Source organism: Rhodoferax sp. UBA5149, assembly GCF_002413825.1.
GTDB lineage: Bacteria > Pseudomonadota > Gammaproteobacteria > Burkholderiales > Burkholderiaceae_C > Rhodoferax.
On the sequence record NZ_DHXT01000074.1, the window covers coordinates 18695 to 41747 of the forward strand.

Genomic DNA, 23053 nt, shown 5'->3' on the forward strand with positions numbered 1-23053 from the left:
TATTGAGCAACGTCGCCCATGAGTCGCTGCATGGCTTCCTGGTATTTGGCGGCGGTTTTGGCGATCACTTCATTGGGCACGCGCGGCGCGGGTGGGGTTTTGCTCCAGGGTTTGCCGTCGACCTGTGCGCCTTCCAGCCAGTCACGCACGAACTGCTTGTCAAAACTGGGCGGGTTGATGCCTTCCTGGTAGCTCTCGGCGGGCCAGAAACGTGAGGAATCAGGCGTCAGCACCTCGTCCATCAGCGTCAGCGTGCCGTCGCTGTCCAAACCAAACTCAAACTTGGTATCGGCAATGATGATGCCCTTGGTTGCCGCGATCTCGCCGGCGGCCTGGTAGAGCCGGATGCTGATGTCGCGGATGCGGGTGGCCAGGTCCAGGCCGATCATCTCCACCGTTTGCTCAAACGTGATGTTCTCGTCATGGTCGCCCACTGCCGCCTTGGCGGCCGGCGTGTAAATCGGCGCGGGCAGCTTGGAGGCGTTCTTCAGCCCGGCGGGCAGCTTGACGCCGCACACCGCCTGGTTGTCCTGGTATTCCTTCCAGCCGCTGCCCGCCAGATAGCCGCGCACCACCGCTTCGACCGGCAAGGGTTTGAGGCGCTTGACCAGCATCGAGCGCCCGACCACCTGCGGCACCTCGGCGGCGCTCACCACGCTCTCGGGCGCGTCACCGGTGAGGTGGATCGGGCAGATGTTCAAACCCTTGGGGCCCAGCTTGTCAAACCAGAACAGCGCCATTTGCGTCAGCAACGCGCCCTTGCCGGGAATCGGCTCGCCCATGATCACGTCAAACGCACTCAGGCGGTCGCTGGCGACCATCAGGATGCGGTCGTCGCCGACGGCGTAGTTGTCGCGCACCTTGCCACGGGCTAGCAAGGGCAAGGAGGTGAGCATGGAGGTGTGCAGGGCAGCGGTCATAGCGGGGCAGTCAGAACGTAGAGGGCGTGGAGGCGGAGTGGGCAAAACAAAGGGTCCGCTGTGGTGCGATCACCAGCAGCGGACCCTGATTATCGCAATTACCGGTTTTACTGCACGACTTGCGCCAGCTCACCGCGCGCATATTGTCCGGCCACCACGAACAAGCTGTGGCTCTTGATCTTGCTGGCCTGGCCTTCACAGCCGAACTGCACGTAGCGCTGCTTGCAAATCTGCTTGGCCGCTTCGCGGGCCGGCTTGAGCCAGTCGCGCATGTCGAACTTGTCGGGGTTTTGCGCCATGTACTTGCGCACGGCGGCGGTCATCGCCAGGCGAATGTCGGTGTCGATATTGATCTTGCGCACGCCGAACTTGATGGCCTTTTGAATTTCTTCCACCGGCACGCCGTAGGTTTCCTTCATGTCGCCGCCGAATTCACGAATGATGGCCAGCAGGTCTTGCGGCACGCTGCTGGAGCCGTGCATCACCAAATGGGTGTTGGGAATGCGCTTGTTGATCTCCATCACGCGATCAATGGCTAGGATGTCGCCAGTGGGCTTGCGCGTGAATTTGTAGGCGCCGTGGCTGGTGCCGATGGCAATGGCCAGTGCATCGAGCTGAGTGCGCTTGACAAAGTCGGCCGCCTGCTCGGGGTCGGTCAGCATCTGCTCGCGCGTCATGGTGGCTTCGGTGCCATGACCGTCTTCCTTGTCGCCTTTCATGGTCTCCAGCGAACCCAGGCAGCCCAGTTCGCCTTCCACCGTCACGCCAGTGGCATGCGCCATGTCCACCACCTTGCGGGTGACTTCGACGTTGTAGTCGTAGCTGGCAATGGTTTTGCCGTCGGCCATCAAGGAGCCATCCATCATCACCGAGCTGAAGCCCAGGTTGATGGCGCCCTGGCAGACGTCCGGGCTTTGCCCGTGGTCCTGGTGCATCACCAGCGGAATATGCGGATAGGCCTCGATGGCGGCCTGAATCAAGTGCTTGATGAAAGCTTCGCCGGCATACTTGCGGGCGCCGGCACTGGCCTGCAGGATGACCGGTGCGCCGACCTCGTCGGCGGCGGCCATCACGGCCTGAACCTGCTCCAGATTGTTGACATTGAAAGCTGGAATGCCGTAGCCATTAAGCGCTGCGTGGTCCAGCAGTTCGCGCATTGAGACGAGTGCCATTTTGATATCCCCAGGTAAGTTGGTAACCGCTTGGTAACTTGTACCAGTGGGCCGATTTTACGCTCGGGGCAACAAACAGTTTTTACGACACCTGACAGATTTTGAGCATATTGGTGCCGCCGGGCGCGCCCATCGGCTCGCCGCAGGTGATGGCGTAAACATCGCCGCTCTGCACAATGCCCCGGGTTTTCAGATGGTTTTCGGCCTCTTTCAACGCCGTGTCGCGGTCGGCGCTGGTGTCGATGAACAGCGGGCGCACATTGCGGTACAGCGCCATTTTTCGCTGCGTCGCGACCTTGGAGGTGATCGCGTAGATCGGCACCTGGATCAGGTGCCGGCTCATCCACAGCGCCGTGGAGCCGCTGTCGGTCATGGCCACGATCGCCTTGGCACCCAGGTGATGGGCGGTGAACAGCGCGCCCATGGCAATCGACTGGTCGATGCGCTTGAAGGTCTTGCCGGTGAAATCGGCTTCCAGCTTGAAGTCTTCGTAGCCTTCGGCCACATGGCAGATATTGGCCATCTCTTGAACTGTTTCCAGCGGGTATTTGCCCGACGCGGTCTCGGCCGACAGCATCACGGCGTCGGTGCCGTCCAGCACCGCATTGGCCACGTCGCTGACCTCGGCGCGGGTCGGCACCGGGTTGCTGATCATGGACTCCATCATCTGCGTCGCCGTGATCACAAACTTGTCGTTCTCACGCGCGAGCTTGATCATGCGTTTTTGCAGGGCCGGCACCGCCGCGTTGCCCACCTCCACGGCCAGATCGCCACGCGCCACCATGATGCCGTCGCTGGCGCGCAAAATTTCTTCCAGACGGGGAATCGCTTCGGCCCGCTCGATCTTGGCAATCAACCCCGGCTTGTGGCCGTACTCGGCCGCCGCCACGTTGCACAACTGGCGCGCCATTTCCATGTCGGTCGCGTTCTTCGGGAAGCTGACCGCCACGTAGTCGGCCTGGAAACTCATGGCGGTGCGGATATCGTCCATGTCCTTGGCCGTCAGCGCCGGCGCGGTCAGCCCGCCGCCCTGCTTGTTGATGCCCTTGTTGTTGGACAACTCGCCGCCGAGCTTGACCGTGGTGTAAACCGCCTCGCCTTTGACGGCATCGACTGTGATCACGATCAGGCCATCGTTGAGCAAGAGCACATCGCCGGCCTTGACCTCGCGCGGCAGCGCCTTGTAGTCCAAGCCTACGGCATCGATGTCGCCCAGCTCGGTACGCGCCGCATCCAGCACAAATTTCTGGCCGGGCTCCAGCATGACTTTGCCGTCGGCAAATTTGCCGACCCGGATTTTCGGACCCTGCAGGTCCGCCATGATGGCGATCTCGCGGCCCACGCGCTGGGCCACTTCACGCACCATGTGCGCACGGTCAATGTGGTCCTGCGCCTTGCCGTGGCTGAAGTTCAGGCGCACCACGTTGACACCCGCGCGAATCATCTGCTCCAGCAACGCCGGGTCGCTGGAGGCGGGGCCAAGTGTTGCAACGATTTTGGTGGCGCGACGGGTCATGGGACGGTCTCCTTGTAATTAGCCTTTGATTCTCACACGGAAGTGGTTACATGCCAGCATCAAGCTGCGCTGCGCTCTCTGCGGCACGGCGGGTCAATATCTCGAACGCCGGCAAGGTCTTGCCCTCCAGCACTTCGAGAAACGCGCCGCCGCCGGTCGAGATATAGCCCACCTGTTTTTCGATGCCGTACTTGGCAATCGCCGCCAGCGTATCGCCCCCGCCGGCAATGGAAAACGCGCTGGACTCGGCAATCGCGTGCGCAATCACCTTGGTGCCGTTTTCGAACGCGGGGAACTCGAACACACCGACCGGGCCGTTCCAGACAATGGTGCCGGCCAACTTGAGCTGCGCCGCCAGCGCCGCCGCCGTCTGCGGGCCGATGTCCAGAATCAGGTCGTCGTCCGCCACCTCGGTGGCGGCCTTGACGGTGGCCACGGCATCGGCCGAGAAGGTCTTGGCGGTGACGACGTCGGTCGGGATGGGCACCGCCGCGCCGCGCGCTTTCATGGCATCCATCACTGCTTTGGCGTCAGCGAGCAAATCGTGTTCGGCCAGACTCTTGCCGATCTTCAGCCCGGCCGCCAGCATGAAGGTGTTGGCGATGCCGCCACCGACGATGAGCTGGTCGACCTTGTCGGCCAGGCTTTTGAGAATGGTCAGCTTGGTAGAGACTTTGGAGCCCGCCACGATCGCCACCAGCGGGCGTTTCGGATTCGCCAGCGCCAGGGTGATGGCGTCCATCTCGGCCGCCAACAGCGGACCGGCACACGCCACTTTGGCAAACTGCGCGATGCCGTAAGTCGAGGCCTCAGCCCGGTGCGCCGTGCCAAAGGCGTCGTGCACAAAGATGTCGCACAGGGCGGCCATCTTTTTCGCCAGTACTTCGTTGTTTTTCTTCTCGCCTTTGTTGAGGCGGCAATTTTCCAGCAGCACCAACTGGCCCGGCTGCACGCTGACACCGTCCACCCAGTTGGACAGCAAGGGCACCTCACGGCCCATCAGCTCGGCCAGGCGCTTGGCGACAGGCGCCAGGGAATCGGCCGGCTTGAACTCGCCCTCGGTCGGGCGGCCCAGATGTGAGGTCACCATCACGGCGGCACCGGCGTCCAGCGCCAGCTGGATGCAGGGAATGGAGGCACGAATCCGGGTGTCTTCGGTAATGACGCCCGCATCGTCTTGCGGCACGTTGAGGTCGGCCCGGATAAAAACACGTTTGCCAGTGACCTGGCCTTGGGCACACAGGTCGGAGAAGCGGATGACGTTCATGAAAAATCCCTGACAGTAGAAGAATGACTGTGCGGATTGTAGGAGCGCACGGCCCCTGTCGGGGGGCCTCCGCCAGCGCGTCGAGTGCGCCCTGACGAAATGCGGGGTGCCGCCGTTTGTTGCGCTGAATAAAGGCTAGCGGGCGGGTCTGTCAAAGCCCATGCCGGGCCGCAGATCGAAACCGCGCAGGAAATCAGCCACGCTCAAACGCTTGCCCCCCGGGCGCTGCAGCTCGGTGATGATTACTATTGAATTCATAGCAGCTACCGCAATGCCCTCGGGGGCTACAGCCAAAATTGATCCATAGGCGGCAGGGACAGGCGGGGTTCCCGGCCCGACCTTCGCCGTCCAGATTTTGAGCATTTCACCATTCAGTGGGGAGCCGGCACCGGGGAACGGATTAAAGGCGCGAACCCGCTGTGCAATCAGCGCTGCTGGCTGCGCCCAGTCAATCATGGCTTCGTGCTTTTCAATTTTGTGCGCGTAGGTCACGCCTTCGCTGGGTTGCGGTACCGGCTGCAAGGCGCCGCTGGCCGCCTGTTGCAGCGTCTGAACCATCAGCTGCCCGCCCAGCGCCGCCAGTGGGTCGTGCAAGGTGGCCGTCGTGTCGCTCGCCGCAATCGGCAGCTTGCCCACCAGCAACATGTTGCCCGTATCCAGCCCCGCGTCCATTTGCATGATGGTGACGCCGGTCTCGGTGTCACCCGCTTCAATCGCCCGGTGAATCGGCGCCGCGCCGCGCCAACGGGGCAACAGCGAGGCGTGAATGTTGAAGCAACCGAACTTGTGAGCCCCCACGCTTGCCACTTCGTGTGCTGCGCTCATCATATCGAGCACCCACTGCGGCAGGATCAGGCCGTAGGCGGCGACCACCATGGCATCGGCCTGCGCGGCCTCCAGTGCCACACGCGCCGCTGCCGCATCTTCCGGGTATTTGCCATCCAGCCGCAGGCTGCGCGGCTGGGCGAGCGCCAGGCCTTTGTCCAAGGCGTATTGTTTGACGGCCGAGGCCTGCAGCTTCATGCCGCGCCCGGCCGGTCGGTCCGGCTGGGTCAGCACCAGCGCAATGTCATGACCCGCGGCGTCAAGCTGCGCCAGAGCGACACGGGCAAACTCGGGCGTGCCGGCGAAGACAAGCCTCACCGCTCTTCCTCGCGCTGGCTTTTAAGCATTTTTTTCTTGATGCGATTGCGCTTGAGCGGTGACAGGTATTCAACGAACACTTTGCCCATCAGGTGGTCCATTTCATGCTGGATGCACACCGCCAAAAGGTCTTCGGCTTCAACCACGCGGGATTCGCCATCGCCGTCCAGCGCGCTCACCGTGACGGCGTCAAAGCGCTCCACACCGTCATACACACCGGGCACGGACAGACAGCCCTCCTCGTTGAGGTGGGTCTCGGTGCTGGTCCAGATGGTTTGCGGGTTGATGAGCACCAGCGGCTGATCACGCTCTTCGGACACGTCAATCACGATCAGGCGTTCATGCACATTCACCTGCGTCGCCGCCAAACCGATGCCTTTGGCGTCGTACATGGTCTGCAGCATGTTCGCAATGAGCGTGCGGATGCGGCTGTCCACCGCCGCCACCGGTTTGGCCACCGTGTGCAGCTTGGGATCAGGAAAGTAAAGAAGAGGGAGTAAAGCCATGTTTTTAATCAGTTGGGGACAGCGCGTGTTGCAGTGCAACTGCGGTCTGTCCCGCAAAATTTCAAGATAGTTGGAGACAGAGCTTGCTCACCACGCGCCGCCGCGGTCTGTCCCGCCAGGTTTCATAATGTCGTTATTTTCGCTACTTTTGGCCGATCCAGCACACGCTTGCGGCAGAAAACGTTGCCCAATCAAGGGCTTGAGCGCAAAATCGCGCGTGATTTATCAAGATTTTCTCCGGGTTGGCAGCGCGGCCACTCGTCCTCACGAACCGACCATAAGGCTTTTGCAGTGCAGCTCAATATGACAAAAAACATGATGACGAAATCCAACATCGCACTGGCCGCGATGACGCTGCTGACCGGCACCTTGCTGGCCCTTCCAGCAGGGGCGCAAAATTTAACCGTTACAGCGGACCAGAAGGCGACGGCGGCCCAAGTCGCTCAGACCGGTGTGCCCTTGAGCGAATTGGCAGCCAATGCGCCGGACCACTACACCATCAAACGGGGTGACACGCTGTGGGCGATATCGGGCATCTTCTTGAAGAGTGCGTGGCGCTGGCCCGAGTTGTGGGGCATGAACCTCAATGAAATCAAGAATCCTCACCTGATCTATCCAGGACAAAACCTGTCCCTGGAGAAGAAGAATGGGCGGGCCACCTTGCGCACCCTGCCGTCGGCCAGCGATGCGGCGCCGCTGGACACCGTTCGCTTGTCGCCACGCACCCGCTACGAAAGCCTGGCCGCCGACGCCCTGCCCACGCTCAAGAGCCACTTGATTGAGCCCTTTCTGGCGGAGCCGGTGATCGTGGACGAGAACGGCCTCAATTCCGCGCCACGCATTGTGGCAACGCGCGAGGGCCGGGTCTTGCTGACCCGCGGCGACCGCGCCTACGCACGCGGCCAGGGCGACACGGTGCTGGTGGATGAGCCCACAAAAAAACAGAAAGCGTACCGGGTATTTCGCAACGCGACGCCCCTGAAGGACCCCATCACGGGTGAAGTTCTGGGCTATGAAGCGCAATATGTGGGCAAGGCTTGGCTGGCTCGCGGCGAATCAAGCCAGGCGTCCACCGACAAAGACGGGAAGCCGCACACTGACATTGTTCCGGCCACCATTGACATTGTGGCGGCCAAGGAAGAGATGCGCGTCGGCGACCGCCTGCTACCCGAGCCACCGCAACAATTTCTGAGTTACGTACCCCACGCGCCAGCGAGCCAAGTGGACGCACGCATCGTCTCGGTGTATGGCAGCGCCGTCGCCAATGCGGCGCAAAATCAGGTGGTGGTGATCAATCGCGGCAGCCGGGACGGCATGGAGAGCGGTCACGTCCTGGCCCTCATGACAGCCGGCGCGCGACTGGTCGACAAGACGGACGCGGCCCGGACGGAGTTGAAATTGCCGGATGAGCGCAATGGTTTGGTCATGGTGTTCCGGACTTTTGACAGACTTTCCTACGCGCTGGTTCTGGAAATCACGGACGGCGCCAAAGTGGGTGACCGGCTGGTCAACCCGCGCTAAAAGCGGCTGATGGAGCGCGATGAACTTGGCGGCTGGCTGAGGCTGACGCTCACGCCGGGTGTGGGCAACGCGACCGCCCGCAAATTGCTGGCGGCGTTCGGCTTGCCCGACGCTGTGTTTCGGCAATCGATGGCAGCCCTGCAGCAAGTGGTGCCGCCAGCGCAGGCGACCGCCCTGCGCGCCGAGCCACTTGAACTGGCCGCACTGCTTGAATTGACCTGGACTTGGCTACAAGAATCCGGCGCGGGCAACGCGCTACGCCACATCATGGTTTTGGGTGACGCCGACTACCCGGCCTCGCTGCTGTGCATCGAAGACCCGCCACTGATGCTGTACCTGCTGGGCGCCGGAAGGTATATATCAAATGCCGAACTAGCCCCCGTGGATAAAGCGCAGACAGCTACCAATTTCATAGCAAACAGCCTACTGCACAGTGTCGCCGTGGTGGGCAGCCGCAACCCCACGCCGCAAGGGGCGGCGAACGCTCGGCAGTTTTCCAAAGCATTGGGGCAAGCCGGCCTGACCGTGGTGTCCGGCCTCGCCTTGGGCGTGGACGGTGCGGCGCACGAGGGGGCACTGGAGAGCCTGGAGGCGGGATCGAAGCGGCTCGCCACCGTGGCCGTGGTGGGTACCGGGCTGGACCGTGTCTACCCCAAAAATCACCTGGAGTTGGCGCATCGCATCGCCCAAAACGGACTGCTCATCAGCGAGTACCCGCTTGGCACGCCGCCCCTGGCCGCCAATTTCCCCAAACGCAACCGCATCATTGCGGGGCTGGCCCAAGGCACGTTGGTGGTTGAAGCAGCCTTGAAATCAGGGTCGCTCATCACCGCGCGACTGAGCGCCGAACAGGGCAAGGACGTTTTTGCCATTCCAGGCTCCATTCACTCGACCCAGGCGCGCGGCTGTCACGCGCTCATCAAGCAGGGGGCCAAACTGGTGGAGTCCGCGGAGGATGTGCTGGAAGAAATGAAAATCGATAGCGGGCCCCTATTTGCTATTGATTCAATAGCTGTTGACGATGATTCTCAGAGGGCTGAGAGCCTTTTTGACACAGAGCATGCGCTGCTGGAGGCCCTCGGATTCGATCCCGTCGGTCTGGACGCGCTGCACGCCCGCTGCGATCTGGACACCGCCAGTTTGCAGGCGCAGCTGATGGCGCTGGAGCTTGACGGACAGGTGGCACGCTTGCCCGGCGGCCTGTTTCAGCGCTTGCCCCTGGTCTAAAGCCGAAATTGGGCCGGAATTGACGCCCAAGTCCAATTTGATGCCCAACGCGATGTTTTCTGAGTCGGCATTCGCGCTATATTGGAGCCATGTTTGAAGTACTGGTCTTCGTTTACGAGAATTACTGGCGCGGCGACGCCTGTCCTGAGTTGGCCCATCTGGAGCGAAAATTGAATGCGGTGGGCTTTGATGCCGAGGAAATTCAGGACGCGCTGACCTGGCTTGACGACCTGAATCTGGCGGCCCGCGGCCTGCAACGGCCCGCGCTCGGGGCTGACGAGAACAGCAGCGCCCCGCTGTCAGACATCAACCCATGGACGCCATCGCCGCACAGCATGCGCGTCTACTCGATGGCCGAGCAAGACCATCTGGGCGCGCCCTGTCTGGGTTTTATCAGTTTTCTCGAAACCTCCGGCGTGTTGCCCGCGCACATGCGCGAGATCGTGATTGACCGCGCGATGGCGGCCCCCGGCTACCCGGTCCCACTGGATGACCTCAAGATCATCGTGCTGATGGTGTTCTGGAGTCTGGGTGAGGAACCCGACGCGCTGGTGCTCGACGAATTGTGTGATGACAGCGCCAACCGGCTGGCCCACTGAGATAAATAGTTGAGGACAGAGCTGCGCTGCGCTTCGGTCTGTCTTGCAAAAGCTTCACGCTAACCCAGCAGTCGCTCCGGATTGGCTTCGAGCTTGACCAGTGCATCGCGCGTCGCGCGCACGGTGAGCGTTTCCTCTTCCAGCGGCAACAGCAGACCGGCTTGCAAATAGGCCGCCAAACGCCCGGCCTGTATCAGGTAGCTGTGCCCATCGGTCGACGCAAATAAATTCAGATGCTTGCGGTCACTGCGCCAAACGAATTGCACCTGGGCCAGTCGTCCGTTGTGGTCCAGCGTAAACCATGAGCCCAATTGCAACTCCTGCGCCCACGCCAGCATGGCGGCCGTCGGTTTGGAGCCGCCGTCGGCCACCACATCAATCGTCGAGGCGTCAATCCCCAACATCAGTTCAATACTCTCGGCATCCAGTGGCAGATCCCCCACGCCCTCATCGCTCACGAAGTCTTCAAGGTTCGCCAGGCGTTCGGCCATGGCCTGAATCTGCTCGATAGGAATGGCCTGGGTTTTGGACAGGAAAGCATCGGCCAGCGTATCGCTGATGATTTTGATATGGGCCTCCTGCGCGGACGGCGCCACGCCAAGCAGGGACATCCCAGCGCGTAATTTCTGCAACAGCTGAGGCAAATTCTGAATCACGCGGGCCCGGTCACTGCGATTGGGCTTGGCGCTGGCCGCCCAGACCAGATCGGTCGCCGATTTTTTGAGTCCCAGGGTCTCCGTGTGTTGCGGCCCCTTGCGCACCGCCGCCACGGCCAGCACCTCGGCCCAGACCTTGAACAGAAATTCGCGAATCTCCTCCCGCACCGGGATGTCCTTGAGCATGTTGCGCATCTCGATCGTGTACTGGATCGTCAGCGTTTCCTTTTCCTCCACCTGCTGGGCCAAACCGACCATTTTTTGGGTCGATGCCCGGCCGGTCAGAAACTGCGCCAAAAAAGTCTGGAACTCGCCATACACCAGTTGGTACACCCGCTTGCCGGTCTCGGGGTACTGCTCGATCACTTGCACCACGCGCTTGATTTCTATCTCCAGCGCGCTGCCGTGGATGCCACTGGCATCAAAACCCATCACGCAGGAACCCATGCGGTCAATCAACTGACGCGCCGGGTGATTCAAAGTGCCAAAAAAATCCGGCTCTGCCAGCGCCACGCGCAACACCGGCATTTGCAGGCGTGCAAACCACACCCGAATGCCTGGCGGAATCCGGTCTTCCTGCAAAATGGCCTGGAACATCAGCGCCACGATCTCGATCATGGCCTTTTCGCTTTTGGTCTCCGCCTTGTTCTTGAGCTCTGCGGTTCGCTGCCGCAACTCGACGGACACCCTGGCCACTGCGGCCGGGCTGTAATCTTCCAGGACCGTGCCACCGCCGGAGTACTCTTCTCCCGGTCTGGACCGCACAGCAATGGCCGCCGCCAAGGCGGGCGTTGGCGGCTGATACGCGGTGGCTTCAAAATTGGTGTTGGCCGAACCAATGAGCAAACGCTTGAGTTGGCCCAAGACACCCTGTGCCCGGCTACGCGCGCGCGCGAGCGGCGTGTTCGAGGTCATCATGCGGGTTTCATCGGAAGCATTGCCAAAGCCAGAACTGTGCCGCCCTGCTGATCCGGCGTCGTTCCCGCGCTCCAAACGACTCCGAACGGCGCCACCCGGTCGCTCCGGCATCTGACCACGGTGACTGGCGGCGCCCTGCGCTCCATCGCCACTGCCACTGCTGCCGCCGCCCCCATATCCTTCCTGGCTTGCGGCGTCGCCGTAATAGCCGCCGGGTCCCGAATCTCTCCCGGATTGCTTTTCGGCCGGCGTTTGACCGGGCGCCTGGGGGTCGGACCGGCCACCTCGAGGCGCCGCCGAGGGGACCCGCTTGACGCGATCCTTCAACTCAATGGTAGGCAGTACCCCTTGCTTGATCAAAAACTCATTGCAGGTGGCGTAGGCCTGTTTGAAACGCTCCGTCAACAGCTTGTTAACCACATCGTTCACCATGGGCCAGGCGTCGCGCGGCATGCCCGCGTTGGCCCACTGCTCCACCATCAAAAGCACCGACACTTCGGGCCGAAGAATGTCGTGGCCTTCCATATCCTCTGATCCTTCCAGAAACTTGATCCGGACCCGCAAATCATTGAGCTCGGAGCTGACTTTGTCCACCACGCTCAATACCAGCCGGGACGCCAGTATCTTGTTCTCCACCACGTCGGTTCCGACCAGCTCAAAGGCGACTTCCAGCGTTTTCTTGGGCGTCGCGACGGGCGGCTTCAACGCCGCCTGCCATTCCTTCAGGGTGCCATCCACCCAAGCGGCCCGCCGACTCTGGTAAAAAGTCCAGGCATCGCGCCGGCTTTGCATTTCACGCGAAGGCGCGGCTTCGTTCATCAGGGCGGTGAGGCGCTCCTGCACGGTGGTACCCAGCTCCACCATGGCCCGTCCGGCATCCGCCACGAAACGTTTACGCGTCTCCTGGGCGAGCTGGACGCGTTGCGCAAAAGATGCTTGGGTCGACATGCCTCGGATTCTAGTCAGACTGTGGCCCCGGCGTTGGGGTCATTCGGGTCTTCCTCCTTTTTAGGCCCGCCCTTGATCAGATCTTCGCGCTGAATGCCAAGCCACATGGCAATGGCGGCCGCCACAAAAACCGAGGAATAGATGCCAAACAGAATGCCAATCGTGAGAGCGAGCGCAAAGTAGTGCAGCGTGGCGCCGCCGAACAGCAGCATGGACAGCACCATCAGCTGGGTCGAACCGTGCGTGATGATGGTGCGGCTGATGGTCGACGTAATGGCGCTGTCGATGATTTGCATGGTATTCATCTTGCGGTAACGCCGGAAATTCTCGCGAATACGGTCAAAAATAACGACCGACTCATTGACCGAGTAGCCCAATACCGCCAGCACGGCGGCCAGCACGGGGAGCGAAAACTCCCACTGGAAAAAGGCGAAAAACCCCAGGATGATGACGACGTCGTGCAAATTGGCAATGATGGCCGCCACGGCGAATTTCCATTCAAACCGGATCGCCAAGTAAATCATGATGCCAACCACCACGGAGGCCAGTGCCTTGAGGCCATCGGTGGCCAACTCGTCCCCCACCTGCGGCCCGACGAACTCGGTGCGGCGCATGGTGGCGGACGCATCAGCGGTCTTGAGAGCGGCCATCACGCGCTCGCTTTGCTGGGCCGAACTCACCCCTTTTTGCACCGGCATGCGAATCAGCACGTCGCGCGCGGTGCCAAAATTCTGCACCTGCACATCATTCAGACCGAGCGTCGCTATCGTGCCGCGCACGCCGTTCAGGTCAGCGGGCTGCGAGTAGCTGACCTCCATCAAGGTGCCGCCGGTGAACTCCACCGACAGATGCAAGCCGCGGCTGAACAGGAAGAACACCGCCGCCAGAAAAGTGACGAGCGACACCAGATTGAAGACGATCGCATGCCGCATAAACGGAATGTCGCGTCGAATTTTGAAAAATTCCATGATTCCCTTCCCTTAGTTCGACTTGACCTGAGTGCCGGACTCAGGGCGCCAAACCGTACCAATTGACACGCTTTTGAGCTTGTTTTGACGACCGTACCACAAGTTGACCAAGCCTCTTGAGAAGAAGACGCCGGAGAACATGCTGGTCAAAATGCCCAGGCAATGCACCACCGCAAAGCCGCGCACCGGTCCGGAACCAAAAGCCAGCAAGGCCAGCCCCGCAATCAGGGTGGTGACGTTGGAATCCAGAATGGTGGCCCACGCCCGGTCATAGCCGGCGTGGATGGCGGCCTGCGCCGACGCGCCATTGCGCAACTCTTCACGCACCCGCTCGTTGATCAGCACGTTGGCGTCAATCGCCATGCCCAGCACCAGTGCCATGGCCGCCATGCCCGGCAGGGTCAAGGTCGCCTGCAGCATGGACAACACCGCCACCAGCAGCAGCAAATTGACCGCCAGCGAGACGCTGGAGAATATGCCAAACAGCACGTAATACAGGCACATGAAAATCGCCACCGCGCAGAAGCCCCAGGCGACACTGTGAAAGCCCTTGGCAATGTTTTCGGCACCCAGGCTTGGGCCAATGGTTGTTTCCTCGATGATTTCCATGGGTGCGGCCAGCGAGCCGGCACGCAGCAGCAAGGCCGTGTCATTGGCTTCGACCGAGGTCATTCGGCCTGAGATTTGCACCCGCCCGCCGCTGATCTCGGAGCGAATCACGGGAGCCGTCACCACTTCGCCCTTGCCCTTTTCAAACAACACGATGGCCATGCGCTTGCCAATGCTTTCGCGCGTCACGTCCCTGAAAATACGGGCACCCTTGGCGTCCAGTGTCAGGTTGACCACGGCTTCCTGGGTCTGGCTGTCAAAACCGGGCTGAGCATCGGTCAGGTTTTCGCCGGTCAGAATGACCTGCTTTTTCACGATGACGGGCTGGCCACTGCGCTCCAGGAAGCGCTCGGCACCAAAGGGCACGGCGGCGGTGCCACTCTCTGCCGCGCGGGCTTCGCCGCTTTCATCCACCATGCGCACTTCCAGGGTGGCGGTGCGACCGAGAATGTCCTTGGCCTTGGCCGTGTCCTGCACCCCCGGCAGTTCCACCACAATGCGGTCCAGCCCCTGCTGTTGAATGACCGGTTCGTTCACACCCAGCTCGTTAATGCGGTTATGCAAGGTGGTAATGTTTTGCTTGAGGGCCTGGTTCTGCACGCGACGTGCGGCCTCGGGCTTGATGGAGGCGGTCAGCTTGTAATCGGTGCCGTCCTGTGCATCCACGGTTTGCAGGTCGGTGAATTGATCCTGAATGACCGCTTTGGCGGCGTCCAACGTGGCGACATCGCGAAAGCCTATCTCGATCGTTTGGGCGTTGCGGTTGATGCCGCTATGCCGCACATTTTTCTCGCGCAGGCTGGTGCGTATGTCACCGGTCAATGACTCGGCCTTCTTGGTCAGCGCGGCCTGCATGTCTACTTGCAGCATGAAGTGCACGCCGCCGCGCAAGTCCAGACCCAAAAACATGGGAAAAGCGCGCACCGCGGCGAGCCAGACCGGTGAACGGGGCAGCAAATTGAGCGCCACCACATAAGCCGGATTAGCGGGATCAGGAATCAGTGCCTTTTGAATTGCATCCTTGGCTTTGAGCTGCGTCTCGTTGTCTCCAAACCGCGCCTTGATTGACGTGCCATCCAGCGTCACCAAATCAGCGGCGATGCCCACCGCCTTAAGGGCTTCTTCGACACGCGTCTTCGTGCCACTGTCCACCTTGACGGCCACTTTGACCGAAGACACCTGCACAGCGGGTGCTTCGCCGAAAAAATTGGGCAGGGTGTACAAGACCCCCACCACCAGCGCGATCACGATGATCGCGTACTTCCATATCGGGTAACGATTCATAATCGCGCTTAATTTTTATCTGTTAATTTTTGAGTTACTTGATGCTGCCTTTGGGCAAGACCTGCACCACGGCACTGCGCTGGACTTGGAGTTCCACACCGGTGGCCACTTCCAGCGTCACATAGCTGTCACCCAGTTTGGTCACCTTGCCCAGCATGCCGCCGGCTGTGGCCACTTCGTCGCCCTTGGCCAGCGCATCAATCATGGCGCGATGTTCCTTGGTTTTTTTCATCTGGGGACGGATCATCACAAAATAAAGCACCACAAACATCAGCACCAGAGGCAACATGCTCATGATCGATGACTGCATATCGCCGCCAGCGGCAGCAGCGGGGGCGGTTTGAGCAAAGGCAGAAGAAATAAACACGGGAAACTCCAGAAAGATTGATCAGAAAAACCGGGCGCAGTGCTGTTTTCTGCACATGGCTGTGCAGAAAACAGGCAACTCTTCATTGTATGCGCGCACACGACCCCGGCCCAACACGTCAACCCCCAAGGCTCAAGCCGATTTTTGCACCGCCTGCGGACTGCGAAACTGGGCCAGTTGGGCCTCCCAATTCTGACGTGCGGCCTTGAGGTTGCGCGTTTTCACATGCCCAAAACCCTTGATTTGCTCGGGGATACGGGCAATGCCCAAGGCCAGTAGGTAGCGATCCTGGTCGCGTGCTGCAGGGCGCTCGCCCTCCAGCGCACGCAGTATCTCTTCCACGCTGGCGCGGTACTCGATGATCAGCGCACGCTCCTGCCGGCGCTCCTCGGACCGGCCGAAAATATCCAGCGCCGTACCACGCAGGCCCTTGAGCCGGGCCAGCACTTTGAAGGCCGTCAACATGGCGGGACCAAATTTTTGCTTCTGCAACTCGCCGCGCTCGTTCTTCTTGGCCCACAGGGGCGGCGCCAGGTGGTAGTGGAGCTTGAAGTCACCTTCAAACAAGGTGTTGATCTTGGCGTGGAATGCGCTGTCGGTGTGCAGGCGGGCGACCTCGTACTCATCCTTGTAAGCCATCAGCTTGAACAGATAGCGGGCCACGGCCTCGGTCAGCGCCAGGCTCTTCTCGCCAGCGGACTCGTCCACGCCTCTCACCTTCTGCACAAAGGCTTTGTAACTTTCGGCGTAGGCAGCATTCTGGTAAGCGATGAGAAACGCCACCCGCTTGGCGATCAGCTCATCGAGCGAGCTGCGTTTGGCGAACGCCACCACCTGCCCCGGATTGACCAGTTTTTCAACCGCTTCGCGGTCGTGCGCCGCCCGGCGACCCCATTCAAACGCGGTCTTGTTTTGCGCCACGGCCACCGCGTTGAGCTCGATAGCCCGCAACAGCGACGCTTTGTCCAGCGGAATCCAGCCTTTTTGCCAGGCGTAGCCCAGCATCATCGGATTGGTGTAAATGCTGTCTCCCATCAGTTGCGTGGCTGCGGCATCCGCGTTGAAAGTACCCACCGCAGCCAGCCCCACCGCCTTGACCACCTCACTGACGCAGGCGTCTGCAGGGTTGACCCAGTTGCTATTGGTGACAAAGGCCGCCGTCGGCGCGGCATGTGAGTTGAGCGCCACATGGGTGCGCCCCTGACGCATGCGCAGCACGGTTTCCTTGCTCGCCGCCACGATCGGGTCGCAACCGATGATGAGATCGGCCGCCGCCATGCTGACGCGGGTGGTGCGAATATCGCCCTGATTCGCGCCAATCAGCACATGGCTCCAGGTGGCACCGCCCTTCTGGGCCAGGCCGCCGGCATCCTGCGTCACGATGCCCCGGCCCTCCAGATGCGCGGCCACGCCCAGCAACTGGCCGATGGTGATGACGCCGGTGCCACCCACACCCGCCACCACAATCCCCCAAACCTTGCTGTCCGAACCCTGAATTGAAGGAATGACGGGCTCCGGCAGCACGCCCAGCTCAAATGGTGATGGCCCCTTGCCCTTGGCCTTCTTCTTGAGCTGTCCGCCCTCGACCGTGACGAAACTCGGGCAAAAACCCTTGGTGCAGGAATAGTCCTTGTTGCAGGTGCTCTGGTTGATCTGGCGCTTGCGACCGAACTCGGTCTCGAGCGGCTCCACGCTCAGGCAGTTGGACTGCACACTGCAGTCGCCACAGCCTTCGCACACCAGTTCGTTGATGACCACGCGTTTGGCCGGATCCACCAGGGTGCCGCGCTTGCGGCGGCGGCGCTTCTCAGTCGCACAAGTCTGGTCATAAATAATGACCGTGGTGCCCAAGATGACGCGGAACTCGCGCTGGATGCGGTCCAGTTCGTCGCGGTGATGCACCTCAACGCCCTCCACCAGTTTGATGCCATCGTACTTTTCGGGTTCATCCGTCACCACGACTATTTTGATAGCGCCTTCGGCCCGCATGCTCTGCGCAATCTGCGCCACCGAGTGCCCTTCAGGCCGTTCACCAATCTGCTGGCCCCCGGTCATGGCCACCGCGTCGTTGTAAAGAATCTTGTAGGTGATGTTGACACCGGCCGCAATGCTCTGGCGCACGGCCAGCAGACCGCTGTGGAAGTAGGTGCCGTCACCCAGATTGGCAAACATATGCTGGTCGTGGCTGAAGGGCTGCTGACCGACCCAGGGCACGCCCTCGCCGCCCATCTGGGTAAAGCCCACCGTGGCGCGATCCATCCAGACGCTCATGAAGTGGCAGCCAATGCCGGCCATGGCACGCGAACCTTCGGGCACGCGGGTAGAAGTATTGTGCGGGCAACCGGAACAGAACCAGGGCTGCCGCTCGGCCTTGACCTCGACCACCTGCATGGCACGCTCTTTGGCGTCGAGAATCGCCAGCTGGGCGTCAATGCGGGCGCCAATATGCGCATCCACGCCGATTTTTTTCAAGCGCTGCGCAATGGCGCGGGCGATGATGGCGGGCGACAGGTCGGCGTTGGCCCTAAGGAGCGTGTTGGCCGTCGGATTGGAATTCGACCATTCGCCGCCACTGAATTCACCTTCACCCTCGTTGAACTTGCCCAGCACGTTGGGCCGCACGTCGGCGCGCCAGTTATAAAGCTCTTCCTTCAGCTGGTATTCGATGACCTGGCGCTTTTCCTCGATCACCAGGATTTCCTGCAGGCCGGTGGCGAATTCGCGGGTGAGCTGCGCTTCGAGCGGCCACACCACGCCGACCTTGTGCAGGCGAATGCCCACCTGCCGGCAGGTCGCATCGTCCAGCCCCAGGTCAATCAGCGCCTGACGCGTGTCACTGAACGCCTTGCCACTGGCGATCAGCCCGAGGCGGTCGTTCTTGCCTTCAATGACGTTGTAGTTCAGGCGGTTGGCACGGATATAGGCCAACGCGGCGTACCACTTGTAATGGAATAGCCGCGCTTCCTGCTCCAGCGCCTGATCGGGCCAACGAATATGCAGGCCGCCGGGCGGCATTTCAAAGTCGGTCGGTATTCTGATCTGTACCCGATCCGGATCAATCATGGCGGTGGCGCTGGACTCCACGATTTCCTGAATCGTCTTCATGCCGGCCCAGACGCCCGAGAAACGACTCAGGGCAAAGGCATGAATGCCCAGATCGAGAATCTCCTGCACGGTGGACGGGAAAAACACCGGCGTGCCGCAAGCCTTGAAAATATGGTCGCTTTGGTGCGCCGACGTCGAGCTTTTGGAAATGTGGTCGTCTCCCGCCACCGCGATCACGCCGCCCCAGGGCGTGGTGCCGGCCATGTTGGCGTGCTTGAACACGTCGCTGCAGCGGTCCACGCCCGGGCCCTTGCCGTACCAGATGCCGAACACGCCATCAAACTTGTTGCTGCCGGGCGGTGCAAAGCCCAGTTGCTGGGTGCCCCACAAGGCGGTGGCAGCCAGCTCTTCGTTGACGCCCGGCTGAAAAATGATGTTTTGCGCCTTGAGGTATTTCTCGGCCTTGACCAGCGCCTGGTCATAGCCGCCCAGCGGCGAGCCGCGGTAGCCGCTGATGAAACCGGCCGTGTTTTTGCCCAGCTGCTGGTCGCGCAGGCGCTGCAGCATGGGCAGCTTGACCAGCGCCTGCACGCCGCTCATGAACGCGCGACCGTAGTCGAGCGAATATTTGTCATCCAGCGTCACCGTTTCCAGTGCTTTGCGGATGTGTTCAGGCAACGGTGCATTCATTATTTGTAAGTCTCCAGGATGCTGGCGGGGTGCTCAGGTTGACGCCTTGCGGGCGACCGAATCAAGAATTGCCCGGCGAATGGGCGCGCAGCCCCTAACCGGAAGTAAAGTGTATGCGGGCCGCTCCGATATGTCTTTGCTTTCTTTACCTCGCTTACGCTAGTATTCGAAAGAATCTTGCTTAAATAACCCAATAAATGGAAACCCTCGACAAATTTGACATCGCCATTCTGGCCGAGCTGCAGACTGACGGGCGCCTCAGCAACGCCGAACTCTGCGTTCGTGTGGGTCTGAGCGCGGCGCCGTGCTGGAGGCGCGTCAGAGCCTTGGAGGAGTCCGGCTTCATCAAGGGTTACCGGGCCGAGATCGATCGCCAAAAAATCGGCCTCGGCGTATTGGCCTTCGTCCGACTGGATGCCGATCGCAACGCCGGTGACGTGCTGCGGACCCTTGAAGAGGCGATCCGCGCCATTCCCGAAGTGGTCAGTTGTCACTACATCAGCGGCACCGGCACCTTCGAGCTGCAGGTGGTCAGCCGCGACCTCAACAGCTTCAGCCAGTTCGCCCGCGATGTGCTGATCAACCTGCCCAACGTGAAAGACTTGCACACCAGCTTCTCACTGGGCGAGGTCAAGGCCAGCAGCGCCCTGCCCTTGGGCCATCTCAATCACGCGCGCTAACGCGCCAGCACCTGACGAATCGTGGTGGCCAGCTCCTCAGCGACAAACTTGGCGATATAGGCGTCGGCGCCGACACTTTTCACGTGTCCTTCGTTGGTGGTGCCGGTCAGTGACGAATGGATGACGACCGGAATCGAATTGAAACGTGCGTCCTGCTTGATGTGGCGCGTCAGGGTAAAACCATCCATCTCGGGCATTTCCAGGTCGGTCAACACCAGGGCCACTTTGTCCTTAACCGTCTTCCCTTCGGCCACGGCCTGGACCGAGAGCGCCTGCAGGCGCTCCCAGGCTTCCTTGCCGGTTTTGGTCATGATGTAGGGCACGCCCATGGCCTTGAGGCCCTGCTCGATCATCATCCGGGCCACCGCCGAATCGTCCGCCGCGAGGATGACGGTGCCGGGCGGCAACTGCAATTGCGGCATCACGGCATCGTCCTGGAGCGCCTGATGCTCCTTCGGAAACACGTCGCGCAGAATTTGCTCGACGTCCAGCACCTGCGCCAGTCGGGTGTTTTCGGCGTTGCCATCGAGACGGGCAATGCTGGTGACCAGGCCACCGCCGGTGCCCTCGGCCGAGAGCACCTGCTTCCATTCCAGACGCACGATCTCGTTGACTTCTTCCACCGCAAAGGCCTGGGTCGTGCGGGCAAACTCGGTGACCAGCAAAATACCCAGGCCCTTGGTGGGATTGCAGCCCACGATGAACGGCAGGTTGATCACCGGAATCATTTGCCCCCGGACATTGGCCACCCCCATGACGCTGGGCGGGGCGTTGACCATGACGGTGACCTCGGGCATCACCAAAATCTCGCGCACCTTGAAAACATTGATGCCAAACAACTCCCGCCGATCCGTACCGGGCGCTTCGCCCAGACGAAACAGCAGCAGCTCGAACATGCTGTTGCCGGCCAGGTTGGTCCGCTCGTCGATATCGCGCATTGCTGTATTCATGGGTTCATTCGTTGAAAAAATAGTGAGTCAAGCTTGGGGCCGGAAGGCGTGGCAGTGCAATGCCCGCGACGTCGATGGTAACGCGATCGGACTTATTTGGGCCACAGCACCCACAGGCGCAGCGGCTGCTTGAGACGACCCGCCAGGTCAGCGGCGGCCGCACCCCAGCCGGCAAAATAATCGGCCCGCACGGCGCCGACGATGGCGCTGCCGGTGTCCTGCGCCAGCACCAGTTTTTGCAGGCGGGCGGTCGGGCCGCTGGAGACCAGCCAGACCGGTGTGCCATAGGGAATGCTGCCGGGGTCGACCGCAATCGAACGCCCCGGCGTCAGCGACACGCCCTGCGCGCCTTTGGGCCCCCAGGCGGCGTCCAGCTCCGACAAAGCCTCTTCCCGGAAAAACACCGTGCGCGGATTGCTCCACAACAACTCATTGAGGCGGCCCGGATTCTGCGCCACCCAGGCCTTGATGGCGGGCCACGAGGCATCGCGCACCGCACCCTGGTCCAGCAGCCAGCGGCCGACGCTTTTATACGGCTGCTCATTGGAGCCGGCATACGCCAGCCGGACCAGGCGCTGCGTGCCGTCAGGCTGAAGAATCCGCACCCGCCCCGAGCCCTGAATCTGCAAAATCAGCGCGTCGACGGGGTCCGCCAGAAATGCGATTTCCCGGCCTTTGAGCGCTGCCTGCGCCGACGCCTGGGTGTCGATCTCCTGCCGTGTGTACCAGGGCTTGCGTTGCGCCAGTCCAATGGGTGGCTGGTACAGGGGGACGGAAAAGTCAGCGCTGGGCGTGCGCGAGGCCTGCAGCACCGGCTCAAAATAGCCGGTGAGCAAACCTTCAGCCGCGCCCGTCAAGGGCTCCACCTGGTAAGGCTGCAGCCGCGCCATCAGCCAGGCACGCTGCGCTTCTTCGCCACCGATGCTCAAGCGCCGCACCTCGCTGCACAGCGGCGCAAACGCGGGGCCCGGCCGCTCGCAACTTTTCAGCCAGGCATTCCAGGCCTCGTGCAAGGGGTCTTCACCCAGGCCTGGCAATTCCGCCCAACGCACCGCCGTCCAGCGGCTTTTGCTGCGCACAATCGGGCCGGGCAAGGCCGCGCTGTCGTCCGGCCAGCCGCCCTGGGGCAGCGCCACGGGCACGGACGGCGGGCTGCTGACGGGCGGCTGCAGCGGTGCGCTGCCACAAGCGGCCAGCATCCCTACAATCAGGGCATTTACTACGGTACACAGGAGTCGGTTCATGAATTTGCTTTTCCTCGAAGCACTGGGAGCCATGTTGTTGTTGTTGTTGATTGTCTGGTGGACCATGTTTGCAGGGCGCACGCATGGCGAATTGCCGCCAGGCCCGACCCCCACCACCCAGGACACGACGGCGGCCTCATCCCCGGCTGAAAAGAATTGACGCAAGCGGGTCGTCCGGGGGCTGTTGCATTAAGGGGCCAGGCGAAGCAGGTTGGCCAATTCAACCGCTGATTTAACGTCCATTTTGTCAAACACGCGCGCCCGGTGCACCTCGACCGTTCTGACACTGATGTCCAGCCGGTCGGCAATCAATTTATTCGGCAGGCCGTCGACCACCAGGCGCATGACGTCACGTTCACGCTCGGTCAGCTCCTCTTGTCGTTCCCGCAAAAGCCCTTTTCTTCGGTCCGTCTGCAAAAACGCCTGCGATTGCGCCAGCGCCTGCTGCACCCGGTCCACCAGGGCATTGTCGTAACAGGGTTTTTCACAAAAATCAAAGGCGCCACGCTTGACGGCATCCACGGCCGTGGCGACATCGGCATGGCCGGTCAAAAATATCACGGGCATGGCCAGCTGCAGCCGGCGCTCGATCAGCCAGTCAAACAGCGCCAGGCCACTCAGGCCCGGCATGCGCACGTCCAGCAGCAGGCAACGCGGCTGATCGAGTGCCGCGCCGCGCTCCAGATGGCGCTGGAACGCTTCGGCGCTGTCAAATACTTCGCTGGTCAAGCGCCGCGAACGCAACAGCCACGCCAAAGCATCGCGCACGCTGGCGTCATCGTCCACCACATAAACCAAGGCATCAATCGCAGATTGCATGAGG

At 61.4% G+C, this 23053-nt stretch carries 19 protein-coding genes; 5 read left to right on the plus strand and 14 right to left on the minus strand.

The window, feature by feature from the left end; genetic code table 11:
• From B3V69_RS06265 to def, 6 genes are all read right to left on the minus strand, one after another.
• The coding region (locus tag B3V69_RS06265; protein WP_296444821.1) for a phosphoribosylaminoimidazolesuccinocarboxamide synthase at positions 1-920 on the minus strand (920 nt) is incomplete at its 3' end.
• Positions 921-1027: 107 nt separating this feature from the next.
• Positions 1028-2092, minus strand: coding sequence for a class II fructose-bisphosphate aldolase (gene fba / locus B3V69_RS06270; RefSeq protein WP_296444822.1), 1065 nt, complete (start codon positions 2090-2092; stop codon positions 1028-1030).
• A gap of 82 nt (positions 2093-2174) precedes the next feature.
• On the minus strand, positions 2175-3608 hold the full coding sequence (pyk, locus tag B3V69_RS06275; protein WP_296444824.1) for a pyruvate kinase: 1434 nt from the start codon (positions 3606-3608) through the stop codon (positions 2175-2177).
• 46 nt (positions 3609-3654) lie between these two features.
• Positions 3655-4875, minus strand: coding sequence for a phosphoglycerate kinase (locus tag B3V69_RS06280; RefSeq protein ID WP_296444826.1), 1221 nt, complete (start codon positions 4873-4875; stop codon positions 3655-3657).
• A gap of 135 nt (positions 4876-5010) precedes the next feature.
• Positions 5011-6018, minus strand: coding sequence for a methionyl-tRNA formyltransferase (gene fmt / locus B3V69_RS06285; RefSeq protein ID WP_296444827.1), 1008 nt, complete (start codon positions 6016-6018; stop codon positions 5011-5013).
• On the minus strand, positions 6015-6524 hold the full coding sequence (def, locus tag B3V69_RS06290; RefSeq protein ID WP_296444829.1) for a peptide deformylase: 510 nt from the start codon (positions 6522-6524) through the stop codon (positions 6015-6017). The genes fmt and def overlap by 4 nt, the downstream gene beginning before the upstream one ends.
• A gap of 303 nt (positions 6525-6827) precedes the next feature.
• Here def and B3V69_RS06295 point away from each other — a divergent pair, with 303 nt between their 5' ends.
• The 3 genes from B3V69_RS06295 (at position 6828) to B3V69_RS06305 (ending at position 9871) form a co-directional block, all read left to right on the plus strand.
• A complete protein-coding gene (locus tag B3V69_RS06295; RefSeq protein ID WP_414707473.1) occupies positions 6828-8045 on the plus strand; it encodes a LysM peptidoglycan-binding domain-containing protein in 1218 nt (405 codons plus the stop codon).
• A 9-nt stretch (positions 8046-8054) separates the two neighbouring features.
• Complete coding sequence (gene dprA / locus B3V69_RS06300) at positions 8055-9272, plus strand: DNA-processing protein DprA (protein WP_296444832.1); 1218 nt, start codon at positions 8055-8057, stop codon at positions 9270-9272.
• Between the two features lie 89 nt (positions 9273-9361).
• Positions 9362-9871, plus strand: coding sequence for a DUF494 family protein (locus tag B3V69_RS06305; RefSeq protein WP_296444834.1), 510 nt, complete (start codon positions 9362-9364; stop codon positions 9869-9871).
• 59 nt (positions 9872-9930) lie between these two features.
• On the opposite strand, the gene B3V69_RS06310 is transcribed toward B3V69_RS06305, so the two are convergent.
• The 5 genes from B3V69_RS06310 to B3V69_RS06330 all read right to left on the minus strand — a co-directional run bounded on the left by B3V69_RS06310 (position 9931) and on the right by B3V69_RS06330 (position 19356).
• Positions 9931-12393 (minus strand): DUF1631 family protein, encoded by a 2463-nt coding sequence (locus tag B3V69_RS06310; protein WP_296444836.1) that lies wholly within the window; start codon positions 12391-12393, stop codon positions 9931-9933.
• Between the two features lie 14 nt (positions 12394-12407).
• On the minus strand, positions 12408-13361 hold the full coding sequence (secF, locus tag B3V69_RS06315; protein WP_296444837.1) for a protein translocase subunit SecF: 954 nt from the start codon (positions 13359-13361) through the stop codon (positions 12408-12410).
• A 12-nt stretch (positions 13362-13373) separates the two neighbouring features.
• Positions 13374-15254 (minus strand): protein translocase subunit SecD, encoded by a 1881-nt coding sequence (gene secD, locus B3V69_RS06320; RefSeq protein ID WP_296444839.1) that lies wholly within the window; start codon positions 15252-15254, stop codon positions 13374-13376.
• Between the two features lie 34 nt (positions 15255-15288).
• Entirely contained in the window at positions 15289-15621 is a 333-nt protein-coding gene (gene yajC / locus B3V69_RS06325; protein ID WP_296444840.1) for a preprotein translocase subunit YajC, read from the minus strand.
• A gap of 132 nt (positions 15622-15753) precedes the next feature.
• The gene (locus tag B3V69_RS06330; protein WP_296444842.1) at positions 15754-19356 is read right to left on the minus strand and encodes an indolepyruvate ferredoxin oxidoreductase family protein; all 3603 of its coding nucleotides are present in this window, start codon (positions 19354-19356) and stop codon (positions 15754-15756) included.
• Positions 19357-19553: 197 nt separating this feature from the next.
• Between B3V69_RS06330 and B3V69_RS06335 the strand changes: the two genes are divergently transcribed.
• Positions 19554-20036 (plus strand): Lrp/AsnC family transcriptional regulator, encoded by a 483-nt coding sequence (locus B3V69_RS06335; RefSeq protein WP_296444844.1) that lies wholly within the window; start codon positions 19554-19556, stop codon positions 20034-20036.
• Here B3V69_RS06335 and B3V69_RS06340 read toward each other — a convergent pair.
• Positions 20033-20986, minus strand: a complete 954-nt coding sequence (locus B3V69_RS06340) for a chemotaxis protein (protein ID WP_296444845.1) — start codon at positions 20984-20986, stop codon at positions 20033-20035. The two genes, B3V69_RS06335 and B3V69_RS06340, sit on opposite strands and share 4 nt — an antisense overlap.
• 92 nt (positions 20987-21078) lie before the next feature.
• Positions 21079-22296 carry a murein transglycosylase A gene (locus B3V69_RS06345; RefSeq protein ID WP_414707474.1) on the minus strand — a complete coding sequence of 406 codons (1218 nt, stop codon included), beginning with the start codon at positions 22294-22296 and terminating at the stop codon, positions 21079-21081.
• Between B3V69_RS06345 and B3V69_RS06350 the strand changes: the two genes are divergently transcribed.
• Positions 22229-22390 carry a hypothetical protein gene (locus B3V69_RS06350; RefSeq protein ID WP_296444849.1) on the plus strand — a complete coding sequence of 54 codons (162 nt, stop codon included), beginning with the start codon at positions 22229-22231 and terminating at the stop codon, positions 22388-22390. The two genes, B3V69_RS06345 and B3V69_RS06350, sit on opposite strands and share 68 nt — an antisense overlap.
• Before the next feature lie 29 nt (positions 22391-22419).
• On the opposite strand, the gene B3V69_RS06355 is transcribed toward B3V69_RS06350, so the two are convergent.
• The gene (locus B3V69_RS06355; protein WP_296444851.1) at positions 22420-23049 is read right to left on the minus strand and encodes a response regulator transcription factor; all 630 of its coding nucleotides are present in this window, start codon (positions 23047-23049) and stop codon (positions 22420-22422) included.
• Positions 23050-23053: the final 4 nt, after the last annotated feature.

Bases quoted from the DNA above. Each gene is read 5' to 3' on its own strand.
- secD (WP_296444839.1), bottom strand. From the start codon at position 15,254: ATGAATCGTTACCCGATATGGAAGTACGCGATCATCGTGATCGCGCTG.
- B3V69_RS06330 (WP_296444842.1), bottom strand. From the start codon at position 19,356: ATGAATGCACCGTTGCCTGAACACATCCGCAAAGCACTGGAAACGGTG.
- fba (WP_296444822.1), bottom strand. From the start codon at position 2,092: ATGGCACTCGTCTCAATGCGCGAACTGCTGGACCACGCAGCGCTTAAT.
- B3V69_RS06345 (WP_414707474.1), bottom strand. From the start codon at position 22,296: ATGGTCCACCAGACAATCAACAACAACAACAACATGGCTCCCAGTGCT.
- B3V69_RS06340 (WP_296444845.1), bottom strand. From the start codon at position 20,986: ATGAATACAGCAATGCGCGATATCGACGAGCGGACCAACCTGGCCGGC.
- B3V69_RS06280 (WP_296444826.1), bottom strand. From the start codon at position 4,875: ATGAACGTCATCCGCTTCTCCGACCTGTGTGCCCAAGGCCAGGTCACT.
- B3V69_RS06295 (WP_414707473.1), top strand. From the start codon at position 6,828: ATGACAAAAAACATGATGACGAAATCCAACATCGCACTGGCCGCGATG.
- def (WP_296444829.1), bottom strand. From the start codon at position 6,524: ATGGCTTTACTCCCTCTTCTTTACTTTCCTGATCCCAAGCTGCACACG.
- B3V69_RS06350 (WP_296444849.1), top strand. From the start codon at position 22,229: ATGAATTTGCTTTTCCTCGAAGCACTGGGAGCCATGTTGTTGTTGTTG.
- secF (WP_296444837.1), bottom strand. From the start codon at position 13,361: ATGGAATTTTTCAAAATTCGACGCGACATTCCGTTTATGCGGCATGCG.
- B3V69_RS06305 (WP_296444834.1), top strand. From the start codon at position 9,362: ATGTTTGAAGTACTGGTCTTCGTTTACGAGAATTACTGGCGCGGCGAC.
- B3V69_RS06310 (WP_296444836.1), bottom strand. From the start codon at position 12,393: ATGTCGACCCAAGCATCTTTTGCGCAACGCGTCCAGCTCGCCCAGGAG.
- dprA (WP_296444832.1), top strand. From the start codon at position 8,055: ATGGAGCGCGATGAACTTGGCGGCTGGCTGAGGCTGACGCTCACGCCG.
- B3V69_RS06335 (WP_296444844.1), top strand. From the start codon at position 19,554: ATGGAAACCCTCGACAAATTTGACATCGCCATTCTGGCCGAGCTGCAG.
- B3V69_RS06355 (WP_296444851.1), bottom strand. From the start codon at position 23,049: ATGCAATCTGCGATTGATGCCTTGGTTTATGTGGTGGACGATGACGCC.
- pyk (WP_296444824.1), bottom strand. From the start codon at position 3,608: ATGACCCGTCGCGCCACCAAAATCGTTGCAACACTTGGCCCCGCCTCC.